Raw genomic sequence first — 12,485 nt, 5'->3', positions numbered from 1 at the left:
GGGGGTTCGATGAAGGTACGCGATGACGTGGCCGAGTTCTTCGACCGGTTCGCCACTGCGAGCGACGGAGCTGGGTTCCATCCCACCCTGCTCACGCTGGACCCCGTGTCGGTGACGCCGGTGACCCGCGAGCAGGTGGTCGCCAGCCTGCCCAGACGCAAGGAGTTCTTCGCCCGGCTGGGCATCACCGGGATGACCCTGGACTCGCTCGAGGAGTCGCCTGTCGACGAGCAGCACACGCTGGTGCGGTCGACCTGGCGGCTCGAACGTACCCAGTCGTCGAGCGTCCCGGAGGGCACGATCTTCAGGTCGACGTATCTGCTCCGCAAGGTCGACGGCGAATGGCAGATCGTGGTCTATCTCAATCATCAGGACCTGAGGACGCTCGTTCCGTCGTGAGTTGAGAAGCTTGGTGGTATGAACGAGCACCCGTCCTGCTGCGCGCCCTCCCGTGACGAGGCGTCGCCGCCTCCTCCGGCCCCGATGGGGCGCGGCGAGCACGGGATCGAGCAGGTGGTGCTCGGGGGCGGTTCGTTCGCGATGGGCAACACGAACGGTGACGAGAACGCCGGCGACGGCGAGACGCCGGTGCACACGGTCGAGCTGTCGGCGTACAGCATCGACGCGACGAGTGTGACGAATGCTGACTTCGCTCGGTTCGTCGACGCGACCGGGTACCGGACGGAGGCCGAGATCTTCGGGTACTCCGCTGTGTTCCACCTCGCCCTCGCCGCCGAGCCGGAGGAGCTGATGGGGCCCGCGTCCGGTACGCCGTGGTGGGCCGGCGTCCGCGGCGCCGACTGGCGGCATCCGGGCGGCTCGCGCTCCGACCTGGACGGTCTCGACGAGCATCCCGTCGTACATGTGAGTTGGAACGACGCAGTCGCGTACTGCAAGTGGGCGGGACGACGACTGCCGACGGAGGCCGAGTGGGAGTACGCGGCCCGCGGCGGCCTCGATGGTGCGCGATATCCGTGGGGCGACGAATTGATCGACGACGAGTGGCGCTGCAACATCTGGCAGGGCGACTTCCCGCGGTCGAACACCGAGGAGGACGGCTTCCTCACGACGGCTCCGGTCCGCACCTTCCAGCCGAACGGCTATGGGATGTGGCAGATGGTCGGGAACGTGTGGGAGTGGTGCGGGGACTGGTTCGGCCCGCGGTACTACAAGTTCTCCCCTCACGAGAACCCGACCGGACCGTCGCTCGGTGCGGCCCGGGTGATCCGCGGCGGCTCGTACCTGTGCCACGACTCGTACTGCAACCGCTACCGCAACGCTGCCCGATCCTCCAATACGCCCGAGTCCTCGATGGGGAACGCCGGCTTCCGTACCGTCGGCCTCACGCGTCCTGAGTGACCGCGGGCCGCCGCAATCCCGGCGTACTCACGGCAACTGCGGCGACCGCCGCGACACACAGCAGTGCGCCGGATGCGAGGGACGCGACCGGCGAGGTGAGCTGTGCGACCACGCCGCCGCGGAGGTTGCCGAGGTCGGGACCGGCCTGGCCGACGATCTGCTCAGCGGCGCTGACCCGGCCGAGCAACTCGGACGGCGTGTGCAGCTGAACGATCGTGCTCCGCGAGACGACAGCGACAGTGTCCGCCGCGCCGGCGAACGCCAGACAGGCCAAGGCCAACCACGGGACCGGCGTGAACGCGAACAACAGCAACGCGATCCCCCAGGCCGCCGAACCGCACAGCATCACGACGCCATGACGCGGCAGACGCGTGAACGACCCCGAGAACAGCGAAGCGGCGACCCCACCGACAGCGATCGCGGTCAGGAACAAGCCCAGTGTCCGCGGATTGTTGCCGAACCGCTCGGCGTTGATCACCGGGAACAGGCTGATCGGCATCGACAGCACAGTTGCCGCCAGATCCGTGATCAACGCCCCACGGATCACCGGCGTCGACGCCACGAACGTCAACCCGTCCCACACGCCGCGCAACCCCGGCTTGGCGGTCCCCTCGATCCGCATCCGGGGAAGTCCGAGTACGCCGTACAGCGCCGCGAGGAAGCTGAGCGCGTCGATCAGGTAGCAGACGCCGACACCCCACGCGCCGATGATCACACCGCCGAGCGCCGGGCCGAGCAGCATCGCGCCCTGGAACCCGATCCGGTTGAGCGCGATCCCGGCGGCGAGCTGGTCGCGGGACAGGATCTGCGGCAGAACCGTCCGCGCGACCGGGCCGGCGGTCGCGCCGAACGATGCCTGGACGGCGATGAGCGCGAGCAGCACGCCGACGGGCACCCGGCCGAACAGCAACTGACTCGCCATGACTGTTGCTGCGAGCAACTGTCCGCAGGTCGTGATCAGGTAGATCCGGCGGCGTTCGAGCCGGTCGACGAGGGTGCCCGCGAACAGGCCGAGCACGATCAGCGGCAGCGCCTGCGCCAGGCCGACGGCACCGGTCCAGGCCGGGCTCGACGTCTGGTCCCAGACCTGGAACATGACCGCGACGAACGTCAACTGCCCGCCGAAGCCGGACAGCACCTGCCCGATCCACAGGCGCCGGTACGCCGTGACCCGCAGCGGGGCGAGGTCGATGAGCGCGTTCTTCACCGGTCGGATCCCTGCAACTTCTCGGTGATGCGGTCGTGGAAGCTCTTGCGGGCCAGCGCTTGCTCGATATCGCGGACCACCTGCGTCATCGGGTACGGCAGCTCGGCCTCGAGGTCGGCGATGGCTGCCTCGGTCGCCTGCCACTCGGCGGTCAGGAGCTCGACGAGCTTCTTCGATTTGGCGGTCAGCGTGACCTTCTTGCTGCGCGCGTCCGCGCCCGGCACGGTCCGGACCAGACCGGCGGTGCGCATCGCGGAGACCTTCTGGCTGAGCGCCGAGTGGGTCCGGCCGATCGTGTCGGCCAGCTCGGTGATCGTCATCGGGCCCTTGAGGTGGAGCTGGATCAGCTCGCGCACGTAGCTCGGCCTCAGGCCCTTGATCTCCCGATCGGTGTAGATCCGCCCGATCTCGGCATCCATCCGGGCCAGCAACTCGTGCAGCGGCCGCCACTGACTCTGCTCGGTAGGGTCGTCCATGAGGTGATCATAACAGTACTTATATAAGTGCTGTCACACCTGGATCTTTCGATGCCGTCCGCTTGGAGAAGGTTGACAGCCGGAGGGCGGCGAAGGCGGCGGCGAGGATGCTGATCAAAGCGAGTACTGCGAAGCCGTAGCGGGTGTCGGTGTGGCCGGTGACGAGGGAGGCGATCAGCATGACGACGATCGTTGCCGCCAGGCCGTACCCGTTGGCGATCCCGAACGCGTGGCCGACGCGGGACTCGTCGACCGATGTCATGAGCAACGAGCGGGTCGCGATACGCGCCTGACCGAAGAGGAACGCACCGAGCAGCACAAGAGCCATCAGCGCGGGTACGCCGAACAACGGCTGAAACACCAACAATCCGCTGCACACCAGGAAGCCGCCGGTCGCGAGCCTCAGATCACCCAGCCGCGCCGCCGACCGCCGGTAGACCGCGGCGGCAAGCAGGAACCCAACGCCGCCGACCGCATCGACCACGCCAAGAACAGCCGGCCCACGACGCCACTCACCAATCAGCAACACCGGAAGCAAGGCGTTGAACACCGTCACCACCACCAGCCCCTGCCCAAACAACAAGGCAAGAGGCCCAAGCGGCAATCGCACGGGGCCGACCGAGCTGACCGACCCAGCCGAGGAGGCCGGGGAGGCCTCGGCCGCCGGGTGACTGTCGCGGGTGGTTGCCTCGGGCGACCCATTGGGGTGTCTCGCGCCGACTGCGAGGACCAGGGCGGCTGAGAGGGCGAAGGTTAGCGCGTTGAAGATGAAGAGGGGTTGGGGGCCGAAGTACTGGAGGGCTACGCCGCCCAGGGACGCCGAGAGGAGCATGCCGGACTGGAGGGCGATCTCGTAGTGGGCATTGAAGGTACGGAGGTCTGCGGCAGGGACGCGTTCGCGGATGAGAGCGGCGCTGGCCGGGGTGAACTGGGCGGCGATGATCGCCAGGGTGAAATTGGTGGCGTAGACGAGAGGCTGTTGCGCGACGCCCACAGCGAGGCCGACGGGAAGCGCCAGAGCGGCGACGGCGCTGATCACGTCGCAGGTCACCCACAGGCGGCGCCGGTCGAAGCGGTCGGCCAGGCGCCCGAAGTACGGCGAGAGGATCGCCTGCGGTACTGCGACGGCGATGAACAGCCAGCCGACGTCGAGCATCGAGCCCTGCGCGCGGACGAGCAGGAGCGCGGCGCCGAGGAGCTGGATGTTGTTGCCGAGGGACGTGATGAACGCTGCGGGCAGCAGCAGGCGGGTTCTCGAAGTCACCTGCTCAACGGTGGCAGCAAAACCTGACAATCGCTGGCAGTGATCCTTTTACGCTACGCCGGTTGCGTAAATCATCAGTCCGAGCTACCGTTCTTTTCGACACCGCAGTAGCGAAAAGAGGATCCGTGATGGTGGGACGAGGACGACCGCGGGACGCCGGGGTCGAGGCGCGCGTACTCGAGGCCGCCATGACCGAGATGCGCGCCCGTGGGTACGACGGCATGTCGGTCGACCGCGTCGCCGAGCGGGCCGGGGTCGCCAAGACCACGATCTACCGGCGCTGGCCGAGCAAGGCGGAGCTGGTGGTCGCGATGATCGCCGGCCTGCGCAGCGCCGTACCGTTCGAGCCGAGCGGGGATGCGCGACGTGATCTCACCGAGCTCGTCACCGGCATCGCCGCCACTCTGGAGGTCATCCCGACCACACTGGTCGCCGACCTCACCGCCGCGGCCGCCCGCGAACCGCGCGTCGGCGACAGCGTCCGTGCCCTCTGGGCGGAGCGCCACGCCGCCGTCACTGCAGTCGTCGCCCAGGCCCAGTCCGAAGGGCTGTTGCCGGCACACGCCGATCCCGGTGTCGTCGTCGACCAGCTCGTCGGACCGCTCTACTACCGGCTCCTCGTCACGGGTGAGCCGATCGATCCCGCCTACGTGAGGGCGCTGGTGCACAGCACTCTCGGACCGGAGAAGTCATGAAGAAGTTCCTCGTTGCCCTTGGCAGCGTTCTCGTCCTGCTGGCCGGCTACACGGTCTACACGGTCGTCCGGCCGTTCACCCTGCACACCGAGCTCGAGATCGACGCGTCACCCGCGCAGGTCTGGAAGGTGCTGACGGACCGCCAGACCTACCCGGAGTGGAACCCGTTCATCATCTCCTCGACCGGCGACCTGAAGGTCGGCGACAAGATCACCAACGTGCTCCGCGACACCAAGGGCAGCGAAACCAAGTTCACCCCGACGCTGCTGGCCGTCGTGCCCGACCAGGAGCTGCGCTGGATCGGCAAGGTCCCGCCCGGCGCACTGTTCGACGGCGAGCACTCGTTCCGGTTGACCGCACTGCCAGGCGGCCGCACGCGCCTGGTCCAGGAGGAGAAGTTCACCGGTGCGGCGATCCCGTTCACCCGGTCGATGCTGAAGAACACCATCAAGCCGCAGTTCGATGCCATGAACCGCGCCCTCGCTGCCCGCGCGACTGCTTCCTGACCGAACGACGCACCGAATGATGCACTGAACGATGCACTGAGCGCATCAACTGCTGGCAGAAGATTCATTGGACGGATGAATCGTCGGCTGGTTGAGTCAATGGCATGGATATGCGCGGATCAGGACGAACAGGGATCGAGGTCAGCCCGGTCGGATTCGGGTGCTGGGCGATCGGCGGTCCCTTCAGTAACCCGGCCGGCGAGCCGCTGGGCTGGGGCGAGGTCGACGACGACGAGTCGGTGCGGGCGATCCGGCGGGCCGTCGAGCTCGGCGTGACCTTCTTCGACACCGCCGATGTGTACGGCGCGGGCCACAGCGAGCGCGTGCTCGGCAAGGCTCTCGCCGGGATGCGCGACCAGGTGGTCATCGCCACCAAGTGGGGCAACACGTTCGACGAGTCAACCAGGGTCATGCACCACCAGGACACGACACCCGAATACGTACACAAAGCAGTGCGGGCTTCGCTCGACCGGCTCGGGACCGACTATCTCGATCTGTACCAGCTGCATTTCGACACGACCGACGAGATCGCGTTGCCGCTGCGCGAGGCGTGCGAGGAGCTCGTGCGCGAAGGGCTGATCCGCAGCTACGCGTGGAGCACCGACACGCTGCACAGCGCGGAGCTCTTTGCCCAGGGCAAGCACTGCGCCGCCGTACAGCACGAGGCGAGCGTTCTGCACGACGCGCCGGACTTCTTCGCGCTGTGCGAGCGCGAGGATCTGATCAGCATCAACCGGACTCCGCTCGGGATGGGCATCCTCGGCCGCCGCGACGCGAGCAGGCCGGCGACCGGCGCCGACATCCGGACGCTGCCGCCCTCCTGGTTGCGGTACTTCGCGGAAGGCGGCGTACCGGCGCCCGAGTGGTGGGACAAGGTGTCCGCGATCCGCGAGCTATTGCAAAGCGACGGCCGGACGCTGGCTCAAGGCGCTCTCGCGTGGCTGTGGGCGCGGAGCCCGAAGACCGTGCCGATCCCGGGCTTCCGGACCGTCGCGCAAGCCGAGGAGAACGCCGGCGCGATGGCGTTCGGCCCGCTCGGGAGCGACCAACTGGCGGAGATCGCCACCCTCATCGAGAACTAGCCACCTCCACCTCGGCCCGGTAACCGCCCAGCGCGGTTCCGGGCCGAAGGCTTGTCACGAGGCTGGTTTATCGATATATCTCTGCTCAACAACTCCCGCGCTGCGTGACGAGGTGGGCCGTGGTGTCAGACGACAGGTTTGGTGGTGCCGCGCTGGATCAGCCGCGCCGGCGCGATCACTTCCTGTGGTTCATCGCCCGGTCCGTCGTTGATCTGGGCCATCAGCAGCGCGACGATCGAGTCCGCCATCTCCTCGTGCCCGGGGTTGATGCTGGACAGCGCCGGGACCAGGTACGCCGCCTCGTCGATATCGTCGAAGCCGACCACCTGGACGTCGTCGGGCACCCGCAGATTCGCGTCGGCCAGCGCCCGCAGCGCGCCCAGCGCGACCACATCGGTCAGTGCGAATACCGCGTCGAAGGCGATGCCGCGATCGATCAGCGACCGGATCGCGTGGTACCCCTGCTGCATCGTGAAGTGGCAGCGGACCGTCAGCTCCGGATCGATCGGTACGCCGGCGTCGGTGTGCGCGAGTCCGTATCCCTCGGCGCGCAGGGAAGGCATGTTCGCGATCCAGTCGGGGTTGCCGCCGAGCATCGCGATGCGCCGGGCGCCGGTAGCGAGCAGGTGCGCGGTCGCCTGCCGGGCGCCGTCGACGTTGTCCATCATCACGTGGTCGTACCGCGACGGCAGCGCCCGCTCCCCGATCATCACCACCGGCGCGTCGCTGCCGAGCTGGGTCAGCTCGGCCGGGTCGCTGTCGACCACGCTCAGGACCAGGCCGTCGTACATCCGCAGCCGGGAGAACGCGACCGCGTCCGCCTCCCCCTCGCGGCTGGCTCCGGTGCGCTCCATCACGATGCGCAGCCCGTGCGCCTCGAACCGGTCCGCGAGCCGTCCGGCCAGCTGGGCGAAGTACGGGCGCTCGAGTTCGGGGACGGCGAGACCGACCACTCCGGTCCGGCCGGCGCGCAGGTGCCGGGCGGCCAGATTGACCTGGTACCCGAGGTCGCTGATCGCGGCCAGGACCCGTTCGCGCGTAGTGGCGCCGACCCGCGGGCGGCCGTTGATCACGTTCGAAACGGTCATCGTGGACACCCCCGCGGACCGCGCGACGTCAGCCATCGTGACCGCGGTCGTGCCCTTCTTCATGTCGCCCACCCTATCCAGCTCAAGGAGAAATCCGTTGTCCGTAGCTTCTAATGCCCGCGTCGTGATCGATCTCGACGTACCCGGGCCGACCATCAGCCGGCATCTGTACGGGCACTTCGCCGAGCATCTCGGGCGATGTATCTACGGCGGTTTCTACGTCGGCGAGGATTCCCCGATCCCGAACGAGGGCGGTATCAGGCTGGACGTGGTCGAGGCGCTGCGGGCGCTGAACATCCCGAACCTGCGCTGGCCGGGTGGGTGTTTCGCGGACGAGTACCACTGGAAGGACGGGATCGGGCCGAAGGCGGACCGCCCGTCGATGGTGAACACCCATTGGGGCAACGTCGAGGAGAACAACCACTTCGGCACCCATGAGTTCATGGCGTTGTGCGAGCTGCTCGGCGCAGCGCCGTACGTCAACGGGAATGTCGGCAGCGGCACCGTGCGGGAGATGAGCGAGTGGGTCGAGTACCTGACCCGCGACGGCGACAGCCCGATGGTCCGCGAGCGCAAGGCGAACGGCCGGGACGAGCCGTGGAAGATCCCGTTCTGGGGTATCGGCAACGAGGCCTGGGGCTGCGGCGGCAACATGCGGGCGGACGCGTACGCCGATCTGGCCCGGCAGTACGCGACGTTCCTCAAAGATCACGGCGACAACAAGCTGTACCGGATCGCGGCCGGTGCGTCCGACGACGATCTGGCGTGGACCGAGGCGTTGCTCAAGGCCGTCAGCTGTCTCGGGTGCGAGCGGGGTCCGAAGAACCTCTTCCAGGCGATCTCGTTCCACTACTACACGGTCGCGGGAACGTGGGAGCACAAGGGCAGCGCGACCGACTTCGGTCTCGACGAGTACTACGCGACGATCCGCAAGGCGCAGGACATCGACCGGGTCATCCGCGGGCACTCCGCGCTGATGGATGCCTACGACCCGGAGCGCAAACTCGGCCTCGTGCTGGACGAGTGGGGCACGTGGTGGGACGTCGAGCCGGGCACGAACCCGGGCTTCCTGTACCAGCAGAACGCGATGCGCGACGCGCTGGTGGCGAGCCTGCACTTCGACGTGTTCCACAAGCACGCGGAGCGGTTGGTGATGGCGAACATCGCGCAGACCGTGAATGTCCTGCAGGCGATGCTGCTCACCGACGACGAAGGCGGGCTGGTGCGGACGCCGACGTACCACGTGTTCGAGATGAACAAGGGGCACCACGACGCGACCGCCGTACCGGTGCATGTGGTCGAGCAGCCGACGTACGAGTCGATGGAACTGGTGTCGGCGTCCGCGTCGGTGAAGGACGGGCGGGCGCTGGTTTCGGTCAGCAATCTCGATCCGACCGCGGCGCTGGACGTCGTACTGGATCTGCGCGGTGCAGACGTGCGCGAGCCGGCCGGACGGTTGCTGACGGCAACCAATCCGCAATCCTGTAACACGGCCGGCGATCCGGACGCGGTGGCTCCGGCTCCGCTCAGCGTCGAACCGGAACCCCGCGGCCTGCGGGTGACGCTGCCGCCGCATTCCTTTGCGACGGTCAGCGTTGTCCTGTGACCGGTTTGGTGACCGGGATCTGGAATTCGTGCACCCAGTTCGCCGGGTTGTCCGGGTCGAACTGGAGCGTGACCTCGCGCGCGTACCCCTGGCTGCGATAGCCGTTGTCCTCGATCCATCGCGCCAGCGTCTGCATGCTGCGGTCGGCCTCCATCATGTCGCCCTTGTGGACGATGGTGGCCGCCTGCGTGATCTCGGGCAGCTCGAGGACGTCGACGTCGGCAGCAGCGCCGGTGTCGACTGGTACGGCGGCGTGGACGCGGATCGTCTCGCCGTCGGCCTGCTCGTAGTACGCGACCGGTGAGCCGCACGGGTTGAGACCGGCCGTCCCGAGGCGTTCGAAGAGCTGACCGAACAGCGGTTGCAGCACGGGACCGATGTCCTCACCGTCGTAGCTCGGTGAGATCGCGGACAGCTCCGCGACCCGTGTCGGGGCGATGCGTTTGAGGACGACGTCGTCGGTAGGCATGTGACCTTCCCTCTCGATGAGTCGGAGCCTCGCCTCGACGCTGGTCAACCGGGCAGTACTGCGGGCGAGCTCGTCCTCGAGCTGCGCCTGCCGCAACCGCAGCATGCCGCGCAGTTCGTCGGCCGACAGCTTCGCGTCGACGATCTCGCCGACCTGCTGCAGGGTGAACCCGAGGTCCTTGAGCGCGACGATGCGGTTCAGCCGGCTGAACTGGTCGGCCGAGTAGAACCGGTACCCGGTCACCTCGTCGACGACGGCCGGGCGGAGCAGCCCGAGCGCGTCGTAGTGCCGCAGCATCCGCGCCGACACCTGACCGAACGCGGCGAAGTCTCCGATAGTGAACATGCCACGACCTTCCGGCTTGACACAGTGTCAAGGTCAAGCCTCGAGGGTACGGCGGTACCTTCCGGGCGTGCTGCCCGTGGCCGACCGGAACGCCTTGCTGAACGCCGATTCCGAGCGGTACCCGACCTGAGCTGCAACCGTTGCCACGGTCTGGTCGGCGTCGGTCAGCAGGTCGGCGGCCACCATCATCCGTAGCTGCGTGACGAAAGCAGCGACGCTGACCGGGGTCAGCCGGGCGAAGTGGCGGACGAAGGTTGCCCTGGACATCGAGGCCGTCGCAGCCAGCCGTTCGAGGGTCCAGTCGGCGCCGGGATCCCGCAGTACCCCCTCGACCGCGGCCGCGATGCGCGGGTCGGCCAGGGCGGTCCAGGGCGCGGCGCCGGGCAGGCCGCCGCGGCGGAGCATCATCGCGAGCAGCGCGGCACACAGTGAGTCCAGGATCGCCGACGTACCAGGACCTTCTTCGCGGGCCTCGGCGCGGAGCAGCTCGGCGAGCGTCCGGATCGATTCGTCGGGACCGAACGACACGACCAGCGGATCAGGCAGGCTGCGCAGGAGCAGTACGCCGGACCCCGATCCGACCGTGTAGTGGCCGCAGAAGATGTCCGTGATGACTTCGCCGGACGGGCTGTTCACGGTGTCGAACGCCGTACCCGGTGTCTCGACGGATGCCCGCGGCCGGCCCGCGCCCGGCGTACGGACGATATGCGCGGGGCTGCCGGCAAGCAGGACCGCGTCACCTGCGGTCAGCTGGATGGAGCGGTCGGGCAACTCCAGCGTGCACTCGCCGTCGAGGATGAAGTGGAACGCGGCCTGGTCGTCGGCGTACGCGGGAACCTTCATCTCGGTGGCGGCCGCGAACAGGCAGCGCTTGTCGACCCTCGCCCCGATACGGGCGAGCCCGACGAGGTGGCTGATCAGATCCATGAGACGCCTCAGCAGGAAATTGAGCTTTTACCGACTGTTCCGTCTCAAGCCTACGTCGCAGACTCAAGAGCATGACTTCCAACCTGACGGCAGATGTCGTCGTCATCGGTTTCGGCAAGGGCGGGAAGGTGACGGCCGCGGCACTCGGCCGGGCCGGGCGCCGGGTGATCCTGATCGAACGTTCCGACCAGATGTACGGCGGGACCTGCCCGAACGTCGGCTGTGTGCCGACCAAACAACTGGTCCATCACTCCAGCAAGCGGCGGCCCGACGACTCGCCCGAAGAGTGGTTCGAGCGGTCGATCGCCGAGGTGCAGGCCCTGACCTCGACGTTCCGGGCCGGGAACTACAACGCGCTGAACGACGCCGAGAACATCACCCTCCTCACCGGGACGGCATCCTTCGTCGACGAGCACACCGTCGCGGTCGGCGACGTACGGATCACCGCTGAGACCATCCTGATCAACACCGGTTCGGAGTCGGTCATCCCGAACATCCCCGGTCTGCGCGAGAGCCCGCGGACCGTGACGAACGTGGATCTGATCCACACCGCGCACCTGCCCGGTCGGCTGGCCGTGATCGGCGGCGGGTACCAGGGCATCGAGTTCGCGTCGATCTACCGCCGGTTCGGGACGCAGGTCACCGTGCTCGAGTCGTCGGACCGGATCCTCGGCCGCGAGGACGACGATGTCGCGGCTGTGGCGGCGGACATCCTGACCGGCGAGGGCGTGGAGATCGTTGCCGGTGCCGAAGTACTGGAGATCCGAGACGAGGACACCGTCGTCTACCGCAAGGGCGGGCGCGAGCACACGCTCACGGTCGACGCGATCCTGGCTGCGACCGGACGTGCGCCGGTCACCGCTGGGTTGAGGCTCGAGAACGCCGGCGTCCGTACGACGGCATCCGGGGCGATCGAGGTCGACTCGTATCTGCGGACCAGTCAGCCGCACATCTTCGCGCTGGGCGATGTGAACGGTGGGCCGCAGTTCACCTACATCTCGCTGGACGACAGCCGGATCGTGCTGGATCAGCTGCTCGGTAGCGGGAAGCGATCGACGGCCGATCGCGTCGCCGTACCGCAGACGCTGTTCATGTCGCCGCCGCTCGCGACCGTCGGGTTGACCGAGAAGGCCGCGCGCGAGGCGGGGTACCGGGTCCGGATCGGGATGCAGAACGTCGCGGACATCATCGCGATGCCGCGCGCGTACATCGTCGAGGAGACCCGCGGCGCGATGAAGTTCGTGATCGACGCCGAGACCGACGAGATCCTCGGGGCGGCGCTGCTGAGCGTGGACGCCCAGGAACTGATCAACGTCGTCACGCTCGCGATGCGCCACCGAATCACAGCCGCCGAACTGCGCGACTCGATCTACACGCACCCGTCGTCAACCGAGGCCTTCAACGACGTCCTCGCGACGATCGTGCGCTGATCGTGCGCTGATCCGTGCGCTGACCGTCCGC

Annotated in this window: 13 protein-coding genes; 7 read left to right on the top strand and 6 right to left on the bottom strand. The window is 67.8% G+C overall.

The genetic code is table 11. The features are described from left to right. Window positions 1-9: 9 nt before the first annotated feature. Both AB0J62_RS20320 and AB0J62_RS20315 read left to right on the top strand, forming a co-directional pair. Window positions 10-399: a hypothetical protein gene (locus AB0J62_RS20320; RefSeq protein WP_363872882.1), complete on the top strand. Its 390-nt coding sequence runs from the start codon at window positions 10-12 to the stop codon at window positions 397-399. An 18-nt stretch (window positions 400-417) separates the two neighbouring features. Then, the gene (locus tag AB0J62_RS20315; RefSeq protein WP_363872879.1) at window positions 418-1,359 is read left to right on the top strand and encodes a formylglycine-generating enzyme family protein; all 942 of its coding nucleotides are present in this window, start codon (window positions 418-420) and stop codon (window positions 1,357-1,359) included. Here the strand turns inward: AB0J62_RS20315 and AB0J62_RS20310 are convergent. From AB0J62_RS20310 to AB0J62_RS20300, 3 genes are read right to left on the bottom strand one after another with little or no spacing between them, the layout of a single operon-like run. Then, complete coding sequence (locus tag AB0J62_RS20310) at window positions 1,343-2,566, bottom strand: MFS transporter (protein WP_363872876.1); 1,224 nt, start codon at window positions 2,564-2,566, stop codon at window positions 1,343-1,345. The two genes, AB0J62_RS20315 and AB0J62_RS20310, sit on opposite strands and share 17 nt — an antisense overlap. Continuing rightward, entirely contained in the window at window positions 2,563-3,042 is a 480-nt protein-coding gene (locus tag AB0J62_RS20305) for a MarR family transcriptional regulator (RefSeq protein WP_363872873.1), read from the bottom strand. The genes AB0J62_RS20310 and AB0J62_RS20305 overlap by 4 nt, the downstream gene beginning before the upstream one ends. A 19-nt stretch (window positions 3,043-3,061) precedes the next feature. Continuing rightward, the gene (locus tag AB0J62_RS20300) at window positions 3,062-4,306 is read right to left on the bottom strand and encodes an MFS transporter (protein WP_363872870.1); all 1,245 of its coding nucleotides are present in this window, start codon (window positions 4,304-4,306) and stop codon (window positions 3,062-3,064) included. Window positions 4,307-4,434: 128 nt separating this feature from the next. Between AB0J62_RS20300 and AB0J62_RS20295 the strand changes: the two genes are divergently transcribed. From AB0J62_RS20295 to AB0J62_RS20285, 3 genes are all read left to right on the top strand, one after another. After that, window positions 4,435-5,001: a TetR/AcrR family transcriptional regulator gene (locus tag AB0J62_RS20295; RefSeq protein WP_363872867.1), complete on the top strand. Its 567-nt coding sequence runs from the start codon at window positions 4,435-4,437 to the stop codon at window positions 4,999-5,001. Continuing rightward, window positions 4,998-5,507 (top strand): SRPBCC domain-containing protein, encoded by a 510-nt coding sequence (locus AB0J62_RS20290; protein ID WP_363872864.1) that lies wholly within the window; start codon window positions 4,998-5,000, stop codon window positions 5,505-5,507. Before AB0J62_RS20295 ends, AB0J62_RS20290 begins: the two co-directional genes overlap by 4 nt. A 104-nt stretch (window positions 5,508-5,611) precedes the next feature. Continuing rightward, window positions 5,612-6,589 carry an aldo/keto reductase gene (locus AB0J62_RS20285; RefSeq protein ID WP_363872861.1) on the top strand — a complete coding sequence of 326 codons (978 nt, stop codon included), beginning with the start codon at window positions 5,612-5,614 and terminating at the stop codon, window positions 6,587-6,589. A 125-nt stretch (window positions 6,590-6,714) separates the two neighbouring features. Here AB0J62_RS20285 and AB0J62_RS20280 read toward each other — a convergent pair whose 3' ends face one another. Continuing rightward, window positions 6,715-7,740 (bottom strand): LacI family DNA-binding transcriptional regulator, encoded by a 1,026-nt coding sequence (locus tag AB0J62_RS20280; RefSeq protein ID WP_363872858.1) that lies wholly within the window; start codon window positions 7,738-7,740, stop codon window positions 6,715-6,717. 34 nt (window positions 7,741-7,774) lie between these two features. Here AB0J62_RS20280 and AB0J62_RS20275 point away from each other — a divergent pair, with 34 nt between their 5' ends. After that, window positions 7,775-9,283 carry an alpha-L-arabinofuranosidase C-terminal domain-containing protein gene (locus tag AB0J62_RS20275; RefSeq protein ID WP_363872855.1) on the top strand — a complete coding sequence of 503 codons (1,509 nt, stop codon included), beginning with the start codon at window positions 7,775-7,777 and terminating at the stop codon, window positions 9,281-9,283. Here AB0J62_RS20275 and AB0J62_RS20270 read toward each other — a convergent pair. After that, window positions 9,267-10,097 (bottom strand): MerR family transcriptional regulator, encoded by an 831-nt coding sequence (locus AB0J62_RS20270; RefSeq protein ID WP_363872852.1) that lies wholly within the window; start codon window positions 10,095-10,097, stop codon window positions 9,267-9,269. The two genes, AB0J62_RS20275 and AB0J62_RS20270, sit on opposite strands and share 17 nt — an antisense overlap. Window positions 10,098-10,130: 33 nt before the next feature. Further along, window positions 10,131-11,024 (bottom strand): AraC family transcriptional regulator, encoded by an 894-nt coding sequence (locus AB0J62_RS20265; RefSeq protein ID WP_363872849.1) that lies wholly within the window; start codon window positions 11,022-11,024, stop codon window positions 10,131-10,133. A gap of 71 nt (window positions 11,025-11,095) precedes the next feature. Here AB0J62_RS20265 and AB0J62_RS20260 point away from each other — a divergent pair, with 71 nt between their 5' ends. Then, the gene (locus tag AB0J62_RS20260) at window positions 11,096-12,454 is read left to right on the top strand and encodes an FAD-dependent oxidoreductase (protein WP_363872846.1); all 1,359 of its coding nucleotides are present in this window, start codon (window positions 11,096-11,098) and stop codon (window positions 12,452-12,454) included. The last annotated feature ends 31 nt before the right edge of the window (window positions 12,455-12,485 follow it).

It is taken from the genome of Kribbella sp. NPDC049584 (assembly GCF_040675555.1).
In the GTDB taxonomy this organism is placed as follows: domain Bacteria; phylum Actinomycetota; class Actinomycetes; order Propionibacteriales; family Kribbellaceae; genus Kribbella.
Note: the sequence above shows the minus strand (reverse complement) of the source record. Positions and strands in the feature narration are given on the sequence as shown.